Annotated in this window: 13 protein-coding genes and 1 tRNA gene; 12 read left to right on the top strand and 2 right to left on the bottom strand. The window is 71.2% G+C overall.

What is annotated here, in order from left to right; genetic code table 11:
• Positions 1 to 159 precede the first annotated feature (159 nt).
• From DEJ03_RS16700 to DEJ03_RS16685, 4 genes are all read left to right on the top strand, one after another.
• Complete coding sequence (locus DEJ03_RS16700; RefSeq protein WP_309146898.1) at positions 160 to 1,614, top strand: MFS transporter; 1,455 nt, start codon at positions 160 to 162, stop codon at positions 1,612 to 1,614.
• Positions 1,615 to 1,783: 169 nt separating this feature from the next.
• Positions 1,784 to 2,464, top strand: a complete 681-nt coding sequence (locus tag DEJ03_RS16695; protein ID WP_110865503.1) for a GntR family transcriptional regulator — start codon at positions 1,784 to 1,786, stop codon at positions 2,462 to 2,464.
• Between the two features lie 202 nt (positions 2,465 to 2,666).
• A complete protein-coding gene (locus tag DEJ03_RS16690; protein ID WP_258370894.1) occupies positions 2,667 to 3,968 on the top strand; it encodes an LCP family protein in 1,302 nt (433 codons plus the stop codon).
• Between the two features lie 509 nt (positions 3,969 to 4,477).
• Positions 4,478 to 4,567 (top strand) — tRNA-Ser (locus tag DEJ03_RS16685).
• Positions 4,568 to 4,633: 66 nt separating this feature from the next.
• On the opposite strand, the gene DEJ03_RS16680 is transcribed toward DEJ03_RS16685, so the two are convergent.
• Complete coding sequence (locus tag DEJ03_RS16680) at positions 4,634 to 5,824, bottom strand: MFS transporter (protein ID WP_110865502.1); 1,191 nt, start codon at positions 5,822 to 5,824, stop codon at positions 4,634 to 4,636.
• Between the two features lie 127 nt (positions 5,825 to 5,951).
• On the opposite strand from DEJ03_RS16680, the gene DEJ03_RS16675 reads away from it, so the two are divergent.
• The 3 genes from DEJ03_RS16675 to DEJ03_RS16665 all read left to right on the top strand — a co-directional run bounded on the left by DEJ03_RS16675 (position 5,952) and on the right by DEJ03_RS16665 (position 8,278).
• On the top strand, positions 5,952 to 6,401 hold the full coding sequence (locus tag DEJ03_RS16675; RefSeq protein WP_110865501.1) for a MarR family winged helix-turn-helix transcriptional regulator: 450 nt from the start codon (positions 5,952 to 5,954) through the stop codon (positions 6,399 to 6,401).
• Positions 6,402 to 6,480: 79 nt separating this feature from the next.
• The gene (locus tag DEJ03_RS16670; RefSeq protein ID WP_110865500.1) at positions 6,481 to 7,482 is read left to right on the top strand and encodes a type IV toxin-antitoxin system AbiEi family antitoxin; all 1,002 of its coding nucleotides are present in this window, start codon (positions 6,481 to 6,483) and stop codon (positions 7,480 to 7,482) included.
• 148 nt (positions 7,483 to 7,630) lie between these two features.
• The gene (locus DEJ03_RS16665; protein ID WP_146237771.1) at positions 7,631 to 8,278 is read left to right on the top strand and encodes a hypothetical protein; all 648 of its coding nucleotides are present in this window, start codon (positions 7,631 to 7,633) and stop codon (positions 8,276 to 8,278) included.
• A gap of 38 nt (positions 8,279 to 8,316) precedes the next feature.
• Here the strand turns inward: DEJ03_RS16665 and DEJ03_RS16660 are convergent, their stop codons facing one another.
• A complete protein-coding gene (locus DEJ03_RS16660; protein WP_110865498.1) occupies positions 8,317 to 9,321 on the bottom strand; it encodes a LacI family DNA-binding transcriptional regulator in 1,005 nt (334 codons plus the stop codon).
• A 116-nt stretch (positions 9,322 to 9,437) separates the two neighbouring features.
• Here DEJ03_RS16660 and DEJ03_RS16655 point away from each other — a divergent pair, with 116 nt between their 5' ends.
• The 5 genes from DEJ03_RS16655 to DEJ03_RS16635 all read left to right on the top strand — a co-directional run bounded on the left by DEJ03_RS16655 (position 9,438) and on the right by DEJ03_RS16635 (position 16,575).
• Positions 9,438 to 10,679 (top strand): Gfo/Idh/MocA family protein, encoded by a 1,242-nt coding sequence (locus DEJ03_RS16655; protein ID WP_110865497.1) that lies wholly within the window; start codon positions 9,438 to 9,440, stop codon positions 10,677 to 10,679.
• Complete coding sequence (locus DEJ03_RS16650) at positions 10,676 to 11,680, top strand: sugar phosphate isomerase/epimerase (protein WP_110865496.1); 1,005 nt, start codon at positions 10,676 to 10,678, stop codon at positions 11,678 to 11,680. The genes DEJ03_RS16655 and DEJ03_RS16650 overlap by 4 nt, the downstream gene beginning before the upstream one ends.
• A 202-nt stretch (positions 11,681 to 11,882) precedes the next feature.
• A complete protein-coding gene (locus DEJ03_RS16645; protein ID WP_110865495.1) occupies positions 11,883 to 12,887 on the top strand; it encodes a MoxR family ATPase in 1,005 nt (334 codons plus the stop codon).
• Between the two features lie 89 nt (positions 12,888 to 12,976).
• Complete coding sequence (locus DEJ03_RS16640; RefSeq protein ID WP_146237770.1) at positions 12,977 to 14,218, top strand: DUF58 domain-containing protein; 1,242 nt, start codon at positions 12,977 to 12,979, stop codon at positions 14,216 to 14,218.
• 5 nt (positions 14,219 to 14,223) lie between these two features.
• Complete coding sequence (locus tag DEJ03_RS16635; RefSeq protein ID WP_146237769.1) at positions 14,224 to 16,575, top strand: DUF3488 and transglutaminase-like domain-containing protein; 2,352 nt, start codon at positions 14,224 to 14,226, stop codon at positions 16,573 to 16,575.
• The last annotated feature ends 273 nt before the right edge of the window (positions 16,576 to 16,848 follow it).

Raw genomic sequence — 16,848 nt, 5'->3', positions numbered from 1 at the left:
GCACCGCGCCTCCCGTCCGCTTGTGGGTTTCCATCGCACTTGCGATCATTGAGATCCCGGCGACGGAGCCGGATTCGAAGTAGGGGGATCCGGCTCCGCCCCCGGTTCCTCGTTCCGCATCTGAACCACATCGGCGATCTCGGCGTACGGTCCCATTTCGTGAGCAGCGCGAACGCAACCATCAAGAGCCTGGTGCCCGCCAGGATGGACCGCTTGCCGTGGACCCGGTTCCACTGGAGCGTCGTCGTCGGACTCGGCGTGTCCTGGATCCTCGACGGTCTCGAGATCCAGATCGTCTCGAACGCGGGTTTCCAGGCGGACCTGAACCTGTCCACGCAGCAGGTCACCTCACTCGGGACGATCTACCTCATCGGGCAGGTCGTCGGCGCAGTCGTGTTCGGTCGGATGTCCGACCGGTTGGGGCGACGGAAGCTCTTCATCCTCACGCTGGCGATCTACCTGATCGGCTCCGGCATCGCTGGGCTCGCCCAGGACTTCTGGTTCCTCGCGGCGTTCCGGTTCGTCGCGGGGCTCGGCATCGGCGGCGAGTACGCGGCGATCAACTCGGCGATCGACGAGCTCATCCCGGCGAAGTACCGCGGGCACGTCGACATCGCCATCAACGGCACGTACTGGGGTGGTGCCGCGCTCGGCGCGTTCGCCAACATCTACCTGCTCGACACGGCCAACTTCGCCGAGAACATCGGGTGGCGCATCGGGTTCTTCCTCGGCCCGGTGCTCGGCATCGCGATCATCTTCCTGCGCCGGCACATCCCGGAGAGTCCGCGGTGGCTCATGACGCACGGACGCGAGGAGGAGGCCGAGGCGACGGTCACACGGATCGAGGAGTCGGTGGAGAAGTCCACCGGGCACCGCCTGCCGGACGTCGACCAGTCCAAGGCGATGACCGTCACCCCGACCGACAACGTCAAGTTCCGGACGATCGTGAAGGTGCTGTTCCGGCAGTACCCGACCCGGACCCTCGTCGGCGCGACGATGATGATCACCCAGGCGTTCCTCTACAACGCGATCTTCTTCACGTACGCCCTGGTGCTCACGAACTTCTTCGGGCTGAAGACGGCCGAGACATCGGTGTACTTCTTCCCGTTCGCGATCGGCAACCTGCTCGGCCCGATCATCCTCGGGCGGTTCTTCGACACCTGGGGTCGTCGGCAGATGATCTTCTCGACGTACCTGGTCTCGGGTCTCGTCCTCGCCACCTCGGCGTTCCTGTTCCAGGCCGACGCGATCTCGGCGACGGTGCAGGTCGCCTTCTGGTGCGTGTCGTTCTTCTTCGCCTCGGCGGGGGCATCGAGCGCCTACCTGACCGTGTCGGAGATCTTCCCGCTCGAGCTGCGGTCGCAGGCCATCTCGTACTTCTTCGCGCTGGCGCAGATCTTCGGTGCCGTCGCCCCGCTGATCTACGGTGCACTCATCGGTGACGGCTCGTCGCGGGAGCCGCTGTTCTGGGGGTACCTGCTCGGATCCGCGGTGATGATCGGTGGCGGCGTGGTCGCCCTGATCTTCGGGGTCGACGCCGCGCGGAAGGGGCTCGAGGACGTCACCCAACCGCTCTCGGTGCTCACCGGGGACGCGAAGTCCGACCGGAGGTGAGCCCTGTGGCCGCGGCCTGACATTCTGTATTCAGAGTGTTTAGTGCTGCCGTCGCAGCGCTGTCACTGTGCCTGCATGGCACTCCTCCACAGCGCGACACCCGCGACCACGATCCACGGCAGCGACCGCCCTCGCCTCGGGGGTGCCGTCCGTGCGTGAGCCTGGGCTGATGGAGCACACCCCCATCCGAGCAGGCGTCGGCGGCCTCGATCCCCACGGCCTGCGCCGCAGCCTGCTGCGCGACGCGGTGTTCCTGCGACTGCTCGACAACGTCCTGCGGGGGGAGTACCGCCGCGGGCAGCGGCTGCGGCTCGACACCCTGGCATCGGACATGCGGGTGTCGCGCACACCGGTGCGCGAAGCCCTCGTGACCCTCGAGTCCCTGCAGCTGGCCAGCGTGCAGCGGTACGTCGGTGTCGTGATCTCGCAGTGGTCGGTCGACCAGATGATCGAGCGGATGCGGATCGCCCAGGCCCTGCTCGTCGATCCGCCGTCGAACTCCGTCGGGTACCACGACCGGTTCGACAAGGTGTGGCTGCGGGAGTGCTGGACCGAAGCCGGTGCCTTCGTCGAGCTCGGCGCCTGGTACCTGCGGCGCCGCGGGTCATCGGTCAGCGGCGACTGGTTGCTGTCGCAGCGCATCGTGCTCGACATGTTCTTCACCGACGACGTCGCCCTGGCGAACGGGATCGATGCCGTGGTCGACCGGCGACGACGGGTCGAGATCGTCGAGCGGGCCGTGGCCGCTGCTGAGCGAGACGCCCTCGACGACTGTGCCGCGGCGCTCCTCGACCTGTCGTCCGCCCTGATCGCCCTGCCGGACCGCTTCCGGGTGGTCGTGTCCGCCTGAACCGACGTCGGCTGCGGATCCGCTCAGGTCCGCGCCGACCGCCGTCGATCCGCAGGTCGCGGCCCTGAGCAGCGAGCGTCACCGGTGTCACTCGCACTGGATCGTCAGGCAACGTCGTGGCAGCCTTGACCGGTTGCCGTCCCCGGCGTGTCCACCGACGACAGGAGTGCCCGTGAACGACGTCCGCGATCGATCCCACCGCTTGAACCGAGCGTCCGGGATCGCACGGCACGGACGTCTGCGGCGCTCGAGCCCCTTCGCGACCGCTGCCAAGACGGTCTCCGCCGTCGTCGCCGTGGCCCTGGTGAGTTCGGTCTCGGTCACGGCGATCGCGGCGAAGCAGGTCACGGACGACCTCGGTGACGGCGTCGAGATCCAGGGCCAGCCCGCGCCGCAGGCGAAGGGCGGCGCGAAGCCGATCAGCGCCTTCAAGGGCGGGTTCAACATGCTCGTCGTCGGCACCGACAACGACCCCGAGCAGAGTGCTGCCTTCGGGGAGCGCGATGCGACCCTCAACGACGTCAACATCCTGCTGCACGTCTCGGCCGACCACACCAACGCGACCGCGGTGAGCATCCCGCGCGACCTCGTCACACCGATCCCGGCCTGCAAGAAGACCGACGGCACGGGCACAGCCCCGGCGATGGCGGCGCAGCCGATCAACACCTCGTTCGGCGAGGGCGGCCTGAACTGCGTCACCCAGACCGTCGCCGGGTTGACCGGGCTCGACATCCAGTACTCGGCCGCGGTGTCGTTCAAGGGCGTCATCGAGATGTCGAACGCGATCGGCGGCGTGCCGGTCTGCGTCGCCCAGCCGATCACCGACTCGTACACCGGGCTGAACCTGCCGGCCGGCACCTCGACCCTGCAGGGTGACGAGGCCCTGGCATTCCTGCGCACCCGGCACGGGGTCGGCGACGGGTCGGACCTCGGCCGGATCTCGAGCCAGCAGGTGTTCCTGTCGTCGCTCCTCCGCACTGTGAAGTCGAACGACACCCTCGGTTCGCCGGCCCGCCTGTACAAGCTGGCCCGGGCGGCGGCGTCGAACATGCAGCTGTCCCAGAGCCTGAACGACATCGGGACGATGGTGCAGATGGGCCTGGCGCTGCGGGACCTGCCGCTGGCGCAGGTGAACTTCGTGCAGTACCCGGGGACCACGGGCGGCACCGGTGTCTACGAGGGCAAGGTCGAGCCGACGACGTACCTGGCCGACCGGCTGTTCGCGAAGATCAAGGCCGACCAGTCGTTCTCCCTCGGGGCGGACAGCACGGGCATCGGGTCCGAGACGAACCCGACGCAGACGAGTCCGACGCAGCCGAACCCGACGCAGCCGACCGCTACACCGTCTCCCCCGGCCGCTGCGCCGGAGCCCGCGACCCCCGCGACACCGGCAGCGCCGTCGTCCGCTGCGCCGCGCACCCCCTCGGCGACGCCCGAGACCATCGACGGGCTCGAGGGCCAGTCCGCCGACCAGCAGACCTGCTCCAAGGCGTTCGGGTACTGAGGCGCGGGCGGACGGTCGCTTGCTTGCCGCCTCCCGCCCCTGCCCCCTTCCGCGAAAGCGACAGACTGCCGCCGAACATCCGCGACACTCTGTCGCCCTGGCACCTGTGACGGCCGAGCTCGGCGGCGCAGTGTCGCTTTCGTGGGCCCGCCGTTGCCGTGCGCGCGCCCGAACGTCAGCAGTGCACCCGCCCCCGAACGCAGAAACGGGGGCGCGGTGGTGGGCCGCGCCCCCAGGGGAAGTCGCTCCCCGCCGGGCGCCACGCGATCGGGCGCGCCGGGCCCGCACGGGGAACGACGTCGGGTGCTGTGTCGCGACGACGGGGACGAGCCCCGGAACGTGATTGCCGCGTCCCGATGATGGTATGCAGTGGGGTACGCCCCGACAACCCCCACGTGTCCCCACTTCGGGGGACCGAGTGTGACGGGTCGTGCCACGCGCGGGTGTTCGTCGGGTCGAGAGTGGCGCGGTCCTCCTGTATGGTGGTCGCAGCGCTCGTGAGAGTGCTTGGAGACGTCGCATAGTCCGGCCGAGTGCACCACCCTGCTAAGGTGGAGTCCCCTTTGAGGGGACCGAGGGTTCAAATCCCTCCGTCTCCGCACGACGATGAAGCCCGGTCCGATCGGACCGGGCTTTCGTCGTTCCTAGCGCCCGAAGCGCTCGCGTCAGACCGTCGCGATGCTCCCCGTCGTCGTGGTCCGCACTCCCGCGCGCCCCCGACGCACCGCGCCCATGGCCACGAGCGTCAGCACCACGGCCGCCAGGGTGATCCCCGCCCCCGCCCAGATCGGCGACGTGTACCCGAGGCCGGCGGCGATGGTCAGACCGCCGATCCAGGCCCCGAGCGCGTTGCCGAGGTTGAACGCGGCGATGTTCGCCCCGCTCGCCAGGGTCGGTGCGTGGTCGGCGTACTGCATCACCCGCGTCTGCAGGGCCGGGACGGTCGCGAACCCGAACGCCCCCATCAGCACGAGGGCGATCACGGTGAGCACCGGCGAGGTCGCGACGAGGGCGAACGCCGCGAGCACCACGGTCAGCGCGACGAGCACCACGAGCAACGTGCGGTCGATCGAGCGGGCCGCGAGCTTGCCGCCGGCGAAGTTGCCGACGAACAGCCCGATGCCGAACACGATGAGCAGCCACGGCACCGCCGACGACGGGAAGCCGGACACCGAGGTCAGCGTGTACGCGATGTAGGTGAAGGCGCCGAACATCCCGCCGTAGCCGAGCACGGTCATCCCGAGCGACAGCCAGACCTGTCCGGACCGGAAGGCGCCGAGCTCGCGGGCGAGGGACGGAACCTCGGTGGAGCGGACCGCCGGGACGAGGACGAGCACGCCGATCAGGGCGACGATGCCGATGGCCGCGATCGCCCAGAACGTCGCACGCCAACCGGCGGCCTGGCCGAGGAAGGTGCCGAACGGCACGCCGAGCACGTTCGACGCGGTGAGCCCGGTGAACATCAGCGCGACGGCCGACGCGCGCTTGGACCGCTCGACCATGTTCGCGGCGACGACCGAGCCGATGCCGAAGAACGCTCCGTGGCACAGGGCGGCGATGACACGGCCGGTCATCATCACGCCGTAGGTCGGCGCGATCGCGGACAGGGTGTTGCCGACGATGAACAGCACGAGCAGCCCGAGCAGGACGGGCTTGCGGGGGAGCCGGGTGGTCGCGGCGGTGAGCCCGAGGGCCCCGACGATGACCGCCAGGGCGTACCCGGTGACGAGCCAGCCGGCGGTGGTCTCGGTGACGCCGTAGTCGGCCGCCACCTCGGGCAGCAGGCCGGTGATGACGAACTCGGTCAGGCCGATGCCGAATCCGCCGAGTGCGAGGGCGATGAGTCCCGCGGGCATGGATGTCCTTCCGTTGTGCAGCTGTGCCGCGTACGCTGGTTGTTGCAGACGCGGGATATCGATAGTTGCACACGCGGGGTAACCGCGCAAGCAACTGTCGCCGTCTGCACCGACCGAAGGAGCCCCGATGTCCGTCGACGACACCTCCACCGCCGTCCGTGCCCACGGCTGGCGCACCCTGGCAGCGCTGCACGGCCTGATCGAGACGCGCCTGGAGCGGGACCTCCGGCAGGTCGACCTGTCCGTCGTGGAGTTCACGGTGCTCGATGCTCTGCGCCGCCAGGACGGCTTCCACATGCGCATGCAGCAGCTCGCCCGCGCGGCCGCCCTCAGCCCGAGTGCCACCACCCGACTGGTGAACCGGCTCGAGGAGCGTGCCCTGCTGACCCGTGTCCTGTGCGCCGACGACCGTCGCGGGCTCTACACGGAGCTCACGCACGCCGGGCAGGTCCTGCTCGAGCGTGCGACACCGATCCACGCCGAAGCGCTCGAGGGCGCCCTCGCCGAGGCGCACGAGGTCCCCGAGCTCGCTGACCTGGCTGAGGCCGTCGACCGGCTCGAGGGTGCGCGCGTCTGATGGATGACGTTCCGCGGTGTTCAGTTTTTCGACTTGTTCAATTAGATTGAACATCGAGAAAAAATGAACGAGGAGCGTCATGGACGACCAGATCGTGTACGAGGCCATCGCGCGACTCCGCGAGTACGGCTTCGATGTCGCAGTCTCGAGGGAGCCTGAGGGGTTCGATGGCTCTGCTCTCTGGGACGCCGTACTCACCCGCGATGCTGACCCCAGCTGGCGATGGCCAGTGGACATCGCACTCCTCGAGCCGCTCACGATGGAGTCCCTGCGACGGGCACCTTGGAACGTGAAGTCGACACCGACGTTGCTGGTCGGAGCGAAGATCTCAGCCCGGACTGCAGAGCAGTTCCGATCGCTCGGGACTTGCTTCGTCGATGTCGCTGGCAACGCGTTCATCCGGCACGACGGGGTACTCGTGGACGTGCGGGGCCGGACGAGACCGGGCGCGTCCGAGGAGCGCGGTGTGAGCAGTCGAAACGTGAACCTCTTCAGCATTCGCCGAGCGCAGGTCCTGTTCGTCCTGCTGACCTGGCCGCGGATGATGTCAGCGCCGCGGCGAACCGTCGCGAGGGTCGCAGGTGTGTCCGTCGGGCTCGCCAGCGAGGTCGTCGAATCGCTGCGAGCGTCCGGGACGGACGAGGCAGACCTCCGACCCGGGGGTACAGCCCGCGAGCAGCTCATCGACCAGTGGTCCGCTGCGTTCGCCTCGGGTCTCGGAGCTGAGAAACGAGCGCGGGCCTTCGCCGGCCAGACCCTCGAGGTCCAGGCGGTGGACGGGGTGGAGGTGTTCCGGAGCGGTGAAGCGGCAACCGCGTGGTTGCGGCCCGAGACACTGTCGCTGTGGGTTCGGCCATGGTCGTCGGCGCTCGCGCTCGCGAACCGTTGGCGTGCCGGGGCCGCGCCGAACATCTGGGTGCGGGAAGCCTTCTGGACCGACCCGCGGCCCTATCCGTCCGGAGTGAGGACGGCGCCGCCACTGCTCGTGTACGCGGAGCTCATGGCTGCTGGTGATTCTCGCTCGCAGGAAGCAGCGGCCAGGGTCCGCGCGGAGACGGGACTCGTCGATGCACTCGGATGAACGTCTCGACGTCGTCGATCACGTCGTCCGAGACCTCGTGGGTCGACAGGTCGACCCCGCGCGCCTCATGATCATCGGCGCGGAGGCTCGCGACCAACTCCATCACGTCCAGTTCGGCCGGACTGACACCGTGCGTGCGACCTCCGACGTGGACATCGCAATCGCCACAGACGACTGGCAGACGTACGAGGACGTCGTTGCGACGTACACGCGGACCGGTTCCAACGGCGTGCGTTTCGTGGTCGCCGACATGGAAGTCGACTTCATGCCGTTCGGCCGGGTCGAGGACCCCGACGGCGTGGTGACACCGGCCCGCCGCCGCGAGCAGATGAGCGTCTTCGGGATGGCCGATGTCTTCAGTGCAGGGACGTGGGTCGATCTGCCGAGCGGGAACCGTGTCCGCTTCCCCACCGCGGCTGGGTACACGCTGCTCAAGCTGCGAGCCTGGGTGGACCGTGGACACGCCAACGACCGTGACGCACAGGACCTTGCGCTGGCGGTGGACTGGTACTGCGAAGACGAACGGGTCCGGGAGGCATCCTGGAACGACGATCGGATCGAGCTCATGGAGGAGTACGGCTCCAACACGGACCACGTCGCCGCTCGTGTGCTCGGGCGCGAAGCCGCCGCGATCGTGTCGCGACCCCGCGCACGCGAGCTCGACGCACTCCTCGAACGGCGCCCGATCGCAGCGAAGCAGTTCGTGTTCTCCTCGGTTCGGAACATGGCACTCGCCGAGCGCGAGGCTCGGGTCGGTGCGCTCGCCGCCGGGTTCGCTGAGATCGCTCGGTCCTGACCTGACGGAGGCGCAGACGCTCAACCGAGTAGCGGAGTTCAGAGGCGCGGCGGCCCCGTCGTCGAGCGCACGACGAGCGTCGGCGGCACGAGCGTCCGGAGGGGATCGGCCGGCGCCCCTGCGGCCGCGCCGATCCGCTCGACCAACCGCGCAGCCGCCAGGCGCCCGACCTCGTCGTTGTGCGGGTCGACCGTCGTCAGGCGCAGCAGGGGTGACGCGGCGAGCGGGGTCTCGTCGTTGCCGATCACCGAGACGTCCTGCGGCACGCGGAGTCCGGCTTCCTGGACGGCGGCGATCGCTCCCATCGCCATGACGTCGTTCGCGGCGAACACCGCGGTCAGGTCGGGGTGCTCTCGGAGGGCGAGCCGCATGCCCTCGTAGCCGGTCGATTCCGAGGTCGGGCCGGAGCCGTAGACCAGCGGCTCGATGCCGGACGCGACCAGCTGCGCGACGGTGGCCTGACGGCGGACGGCAGCCGGGCCTCCCGAGCCGGTGACGTGGACGATGCGGCGGTGACCCAGTCCGATCAGGTGATCCGCTGCCAACCGTCCGCCGGCGGCTTCGTCGGAGGCGACCACGTCGAGTCCGCCGGGGACGTCCGCGCGTGCGCCGGCGACCACGACCGGGGTGTCGGCGGGGACGACGACGTCGGGGAAGCCCTCGGCGGCGAGCACCACGCCGTCGACCCGCAGGGAGACCAGGTCGTCGAACGGGGATGAGTCGAGGTGGGCGTTGGCGCGGGTGTCGGCGAGGGTGAGGCGGAGGCCGTGCGGGGCGAGGGCCTCGCGGATGCCGTCGAGCATCGGGACGTACCAGGGGTTCCGGAAGTCGTCGACGATGACCCCGATGGTGCGGGTCCGGGTGCCGGCGAGGATGGCGGCGGCGCGGTTCGGGCGGTAGCCGAGCTCCGCGACGGCGGCGAGCACCGCGGAGCGGCGGGCCGGGGAGACCCCGGGATCGTCGCGCAGCACCATCGACACCAGGGACTTCGAGACGCCTGCGCGTGCGGCGACGTCGATGATCGTCGGCGGGCGAGGGGTCACGCTGAGCCTTTCCGGCACGGTGCTTGACAGGACATGGGCTGGTGCGGCTACAGTCTACCGACACGTTCTGGAACGTTCCAGAATCGGGATCCAGCGACCTTCTCGAAGGAGAGAACATGAGCGACAGCATCGGCGTCGCCGTCATCGGCGCGGGCATGGCGGGCAAGGCCCACATGGCGGCATGGCGGAACGCACCCTCCCTCTTCACCTCGACGCTGCCGCCGGTCCGGCTCGTCTCGGTCGGCGACGTCTACGAGCCCCTCGCCGCCGAGGCCGCACGGCGCTTCGGCTACGAGCGGCACGACACCGACTGGCGAGCCATCGCGGCAGCGGACGACATCGACGTGGTGAGTGTGGTCGTCGCGAACACCCTGCACCGCAAGATCGTCGAGGGGCTGCTCGCCGCCGGCAAACACGTGCTCTGCGAGAAGCCGCTGTCCGACTCGCTCGACGACGCACGCGCGATGGCGTCCGCCGCTGCCGAGGCCGCGCAGCGCGGGGTGCTCGGCCGCATCGGCTTCACCTACCGCCGGGCTCCCGGTCTCGCGGCCATCAAGGAGCTCGTCGAGGACGGCACGCTCGGTCGGGTCCTGCACGTCTCCGGCCGGTACTGGACCGACTACGGCGCCTCGCCCGACGTCCCGTTCTCGTGGCGCTTCGCCGGGGCGCCGGGGTCCGGCGCGCTCGCCGACGTCGGCTCGCACCTGTCCTACGTCGCCGAGTTCCTGGCCGGCCCGGTCCGGAGCGTCAGCGGTGGGACGTTCACCACGTCGATCACCGAGCGCCCCGTGGCCGCCGGACACGCTCTGCGGGGGCAGGCCGTCCCGCTCACCGGAGAGACCGCGGCCGTCGGCAACGACGACTACGCCACGTTCAGCGCACGGTTCGGCGACGGCACGGTCGTCGGGTCGCTCGAGGCCTCACGCGTCGCGGCCGGGCACCCGAACGGCCTCGTCATCGAGGTGTTCTGCGAGCGCGGCGCCGCCCGCTGGGACCAGGAGCGCGCCTCTGAGATCGGCCTCGCGCTGCAGTCCGACGGCTCGCGCACGGGTGGGTACCGCCAGGTCGTGCTCGGCCCCGACCACCCCTACGTCGCGGGTGGCATGGCGATGGACGCCCCGGGGGTCGGCTGGGGGCAGAACCAGATGTTCGAGTACCAGGCGCGGGCGTTCCTCGACGAGATCGCGGGGCTGTCCGGCGCCGCGCCCGACGCCCTGCCCGCGAACGCCACGTTCGACGACGGCGTGCACAACATGGAGGTCCTCGACGCGGTGGCACGATCCGCCGCGGCCGGGGGCACGTCCGTCGACGTTGCCGACGCCGTCGTCCCGACCACGCAGGGTGGTGTCCGCGCATGAAGCTCGGTCTCTACAACGCGATCCTGCACGACCGGCCCCTCGCCGACGCACTCCGGGTCATCGCGGACAACGGGCTCGCCGGCATCGAGCTGAACACCGGCGGGTTCCTGCCCCCGGTGCACGTGCCCGACATCGACGCGATCCTGCAGGACGACGGGGCGCGTGACGCGTTCCTCGCGCAGTTCGCGGGGACCGGCGTCGAGATCGCGGGGCTCAACTGCAACGGCAACCCGCTGCACCCCGACCCGGCGATCGGCCCCGCGCACGCCGAGGACGTCCGACGCAGCATCCGCCTCGCGGCCCGCCTCGGGCAGGACCGCGTGGTCACGATGTCCGGACTGCCGGCAGGGGAGCCGGGCGGGACGCGGCCGAACTGGATCGTGAACGCCTGGAACTCGGCCGCGCTGGACGTCCTCGAGCACCAGTGGAGCGTCGCGGTGCCGTTCTGGCAGGAGATCGACGCCCTGGCCCGAGAGCACGGCGTCAAGGTCGCGCTCGAGCTGCACCCGCAGAACCTCGTGTTCAACCCGGCGTCGATCCGGGAGCTCGTCGAGCGCGGCGGGCTGACGAACGTCGGCGTCGAGCTCGACGCGTCGCACCTGTTCTGGCAGCAGATGGACCCGGTGGCGGTCGCCCGCGACCTCGGGCCGCTCGTGTTCCACGCCGCTGCGAAGGACGTCCGGATCAACCCGCACGCCGCGATCAACGGGGTCCTCGACAACTCGTTCCGCCGGTTGTCGCCGGACGAGTCTCGTACGAACCTCGGCGGCGACGAGTGGGCGAACGAGTGGCCGAAGCCGTCGGCGTGGGACTTCGTCGCGCTCGGCAAGGGGCACGACGAGGCGTACTGGACGACGTTCCTCGATGCGCTGCGTGCGATCGACCCGGACATGTGGGTGAACATCGAGCACGAGGACACCGAGCTCGGGCGCGAAGACGGGGTCGCGGTCGCCGCGCGCGTGCTGCGCGCCGCGGACGCGGCGCTGGCGCCCCGGTCCTGACCGTCCGCCGGCCGGTCCGGGCACTGTCTGGAGGCCCGTGGGCCGTTCCGCGCACGAGGTGACGGATCGGCGTGTGGTGGGCCGTGCCTCCCGGCCCCACCACACGCGGATCGGCCGCCGTTGCGCGGAACGACCAGTCCGTGCACCCGTACCGGGTGCTGTCACCGGCCCGATGTAGCATGCACGACACCTGTCCCCGACGATGGAGCCCTGCGTGCCGGACCCGACCGACCCCGCCTTCCCGCTCGAACACGTGCGGGCGGTGGGCGACGACATCGTGGCCTCCGTCGCCACGGTGATCGACGGCAAGGCGGAAGCCATCCGCACGGCCCTGACGGTGATGCTCGCCGAGGGACACCTGCTCGTCGAGGACGTCCCCGGCGTCGGCAAGACCGTGCTCGCCAAGGCGCTCGGCGCCTCGGTCGGCGGGTCCGTGAACCGCATCCAGTTCACCTCGGACATGCTGCCGTCCGACGTCACGGGCGTGAACATCTTCGACCAGTCGTCGGGCACCTTCCGGTTCTCGCCCGGCCCGGTGTTCGCGAACGTGGTCATCGGCGACGAGATCAACCGCACCAGCCCGAAGACCCAGTCCGCCCTGCTCGAGGCGATGGCGGAGTCGCAGGTCACCGTCGACGGTGTCACGCGCCCGCTCGACCGCCCGTTCATGATCGTCGCGACCCAGAACCCGATCGACATGGAGGGCACGTACCCGCTGCCCGAGGCGCAGCGCGACCGCTTCATGGCCCGAATCGCGATGGGCTACCCGAGCGTCGACGCCGAACGGCAGATGCTCGCGAACCGCGGCGGCAGCGACCCGCTGTCGCGCCTGCGGCCGATCGTCGACGTCACCACGCTGCGGGCGATCATCGAGACCGTCGCCGGGGTGCACATCGCCCCCGACGTCGAGGCGTACATCATCGCGATCGTCCGGTCGACGCGCACCCACCCCGACCTCGTGCTCGGTGCGAGCCCCCGCGCGACGCTGCACCTGGCGCAGGCAGCCCGTGCGCACGCAGCCCTGCTCGGCCGCCCGTTCGTCACCCCCGACGACGTCGCGACGCTCGCCCCGATCGTGCTCGCGCACCGGCTCGTGCCGGTCGCCCGTGGGCTCGGCGGCACCGGCGAGGACACCGTGCGCGAGATCGTCGTCCGCATCGTCTCCGACACCGCCATCCCGTTCACGGCCACCCCCGTCCGCTCCTGATGGCCGGTCCATCGGCACCGCCGTCGCTGCTGCGACGCGTCGGTGCCGCGCGGTCCACGGCGGCACGGTTCGGCCGTCGGGGGCTGTCGTTGGCCCGACGCACCCCGTTCCCGCGCCCGACGATCCGGGGCTGGACGGTCATCGCCGTCGGCATCGGCCTGGTCGGCGGCGGTCTGGTCGGCACCACGAGCGTGGCCGTCACGGCCGGCCTGCTGCTGCTCGTCCTGGTCGTGCTCGGCATCGTGATGGCGTTCGTCGTCGCCACCCCGCTCCGCGGCAGCCGCAGCACCGCACGGGCGATCGTGCAGGTGGGCGAGGTCTACCGGGAACGCATCACCCTCGGCAGCACCAGCCTGCGGATCGGCCCGCGGGCGACGCTGCTCGTGCGCGAACAACTCGAGGACGCCTTCGCCAGCCTGGCCGAGGCGGAGACCTACGCCGAGGTCGGGCCGAACCTGCCGCCGGCCGTGCTCGACGTCGAGGCACTCGCGATGCACCGTGGCCGCTCGCTGGTCGGCCCCGTGACGATCCGGGTCGAGGACCCGTTCGGCCTGCTCCGCATCGACCGACCCGTCGTCCCGGCGGAAGAGGTCGTCGTCGTCCCGGCCTCGGCACCCCTCGGGGCGATCGACGCCGGGGCGCTCGCCGGTGCGGTCTCGGCCGACGAGGGCCGGGTCGGACAGGGTGGTTCCGCCGACGACAGCGAACTCCGCCCGTACCGACCGGGTGACCCGATCCGCCGCGTGCACTGGGCCCAGAGCGCACGGCGCGGTGAACTGCACGTCCGCCAGACCACCCAGGCCCAGCCGCCCGAGGCCGTGATCGCCCTCGACGTCCGGCGCGAGTCCTACCAGCGGCTCGGTCGAGAGGACCTCGCCGAGCTGTCCGACCTGGGCGGCGACCAGGCCTTCGAACACGCCGTCGTGGTGGCCGCCAGTGTCGCCCGGGCGCTCGCCGCCCGGACCTCCCGTGTCGTGCTCGTGTTCGACGGTCCCGAAGGCGCGACCCGGCACGCGGGCGACGTCGGCGGGCTGACCGACGTGCTCGTCGGGCTCGCCGACGTCCGGCTCCGCTCCGACGCCCGCGAAGTCACCGACGTCCTGCCCGAGGTCCGTGGCCGCGACGTGCACGGCATGACCGCCGTCGTGACGGGCACCTGCACCGCGGAGGAAGCCGCCGAACTCGTCAGCGCGACCAGCGGGTCGAGCCGCGGCATCCTGGCGACGATCGTGCCGCCGGACCCCGCCGTGCGGGGCATCCTCGACCGCGGCGGCTGGCGGACCCTCGTGGTGCCGGTCGTCGGCGCGACGCCGTCCGGGGCCGCACGGTGACCGGGGTGAGCGCACCGGCGCGTGGCCGTGCCGACGTGCGCGAGATCCTCGACCGCGACGACGACCTGCGTGACGTCCCGAGCGCCTGGGTCGTGGCCCTCGCGCCGGTGCCCGTGCTCCTCGCCGCCCTCGCCATCCGGCCGCTCGTGCAGGGCATCGCCTGGTGGGCATCGGGCGTCGTCGTCGTCGCCGTGCTCGTCGCCGTGATGCTCGCCGTGCGCCGCCAGACGCCCGGCATCCGCTTCGTCGTCCTGGTCGGCACGGTCATCGCCTGCTCGTGCGCCGCCGCACTGGTCAACGACATCCAACCGCTCGGGTGGCTCGACGCCGACGGGGCCCTCGGGGAGACGCTCGCCGCGATCCGCCTGAACCCCGCACCACTGCCGCAGACCGACGCGATCCGGCTCGTCGTCACCGCGTCGATCGGCTGGGTCGCTGCGGTCTCGCTGTTCCTCGCCGCCATCGCGCGGATCCCGTCGCTCGCCGCGGCTCCGGCCCTCGTCATCCTGATCGTGCCGGGTGTCATCACCGGGCAGCCCGCCGGCACCCCGCTCGTCATCACCACGGCGGTGGCGTTCCTCGCCCTGCTCTGGCTGTCCGTGCGGCCGGTGCAGCGCGCACTGCCGGCCGCGGTCGTCGGGGCGATCGGGCTCGTCGTCGCCATCGGGCTGCCGACGATCGTGCCGCTCAACGCCAGCTGGTTGTCCGGCGTGACCGGTGCGATCCAGTCGCCGATCCAGCCCGGACGGCCCGGCACCCTGCTCGAACTCGGCAACGACCTGCGCCGTCCGAGCGAGCTCGAGGTGTTCCGGTACCGCTCGTCCGACGGGCAGCCCGAGTACCTCAAGCTCGCCGACCTCGACGAGTTCGGCACGGGGGACTGGGTGCCGACCGTGACGAACGCGGCCGAGGCCGACACGGCCGACGAACAGCAGTGGGCCGAGGGCGTCAACCCGCGCCTGGCAAGCCGCGGCGACGTGACCGTCCGGATCACCGGGCTGTCCAGCACCTACCTGCCGGTCCCGTCGGGTGCGGTGTCGATCGAGTCGCAGTCCACCAACCTCGACCTGTCGCAGTGGCGGTGGATGGGGAACTCGAGCACCGTCCGGTCGACGGGTGCCGCGACCGCCCGCGGTGCGATGTACGAGGTCTACGGGGCCTCGACGTTCGCCAACGACTACCTCGACGCGGTCGCCGCTTCGGGGGTGCTCGCCCGCTCCGACGGCCGTGGCTTCCGGGAGCCCAGCCGCCAGCAGCTCCGCACCGACCTCGCCCTGCCCGACGACCTGCCCGCCAACATCTCGACCACCGCGACCCGCGTCGCCGCCGCCGCGACCGACGACTACGGGCGGGCGCGAGCACTCGAGCAGTGGTTCCGCAGCGACCTGTTCACGTACTCCGAGACCGCTCCCGTCGAGCAGGGCTACGACGGCGACAGCATGGACGTCGTCTCGACGTTCCTGAAGGTCCGCGACGGGTACTGCGTGCACTTCTCGTCCGCGATGGCCGTGATGGCCCGGACGCTCGGCATTCCCTCGCGCATCGCGGTCGGGTACCGGGCCGGGTCGCCGCAGCCCGACGGCGAGTACGCGGTGTCGAACCGGCAGCTGCACTCCTGGCCCGAGCTGTACATCCAGGGCGCCGGGTGGGTCGCCTTCGAGCCGACGCCCGACTCCGACGAGGCCGCGCCGTCCGAGGAGCCCTCGGCCTCGCCGACCGCGGCGGCACCGGAGACCCCGCTGCCGGCACCCGAGCAGACCACCCCGGCGGACGAGTCAGCGTCACCGACCCCGTCGGCGTCCCCGGTTCCGGGTGCCACGGGTGCGTCCGGCACCGGCGGCGGCGGAGGACCGGTCGGGCTGCTCGTGGGCCTGCTGCTCGTGCTCGCGGTCCTCGTCGCCCCGGGCCTCGTGCGTGCTGTTCGCCGCAGGTCGAGGCTGTCAGCGATCGCTGCCGGTCGGTCACCCGCCGTGCAGGCGTGGCGGGAGTTGCTCGACGACGTCGCCGACCACGGGTACGCCCCGGGCCTGGCGCCGCCGGGTGACGCCGCCGCCGTGGCCCGGACCGCCCGTGCCGTGCTCGGACGCCTGCGTCCCGGGCTACCGGAGTCGGTCGTGCCGCACCTGGAGGCCGCGGTCGACGCGGTCGATCGCGAGCGCTTCGCCGCCGGCGGGGCTGCATCGGTGGACACTCCGTCGTTGGAACGTCACGTCCGCGACGCTCGGGAGGCGCTCGACGCCTCGGTCCCCACGGTGCGCGTCGTGCGGTCGCGCCTGTTGCCGCCGAGCCTGCTGCCGTCGTCCGCCTGGTCCCACGACGGGCCGAAGCCCCGCCGTCGGGATCGTCGCACGGCCTGACGCGGGCGCGTGCCGGCTGGCGGGTGTTGCACGGTGCAGGGTTCGTCGGGTGGTGCGTGGTTGGTGGCTCGGTGCGGGGCTGTAGGCGTGCACGGGGCGGTTGAGCGGACACGGGGTGGCGAAACTCGCACGGTGCGGGCTCTGTTGGGCGATGGCTCGGCGGGTGTTGCACGGTGCAGGGTTCGTCGGGTGGTGCGTGGTTGGTGGTTCGGTGCGGGGCTGTAGGCGTGCACGGGGCGGTCGAGCGGCCACGGCTGTCTCTTATACACATCT

Source organism: Curtobacterium sp. MCLR17_043 (genome assembly GCF_003224215.1).
Classification (GTDB): Bacteria; Actinomycetota; Actinomycetes; order Actinomycetales; family Microbacteriaceae; genus Curtobacterium; species Curtobacterium flaccumfaciens.
The sequence above is the reverse complement of the archived record's forward strand: the minus strand, read 5'-3'. Positions and strand labels throughout refer to the sequence as shown.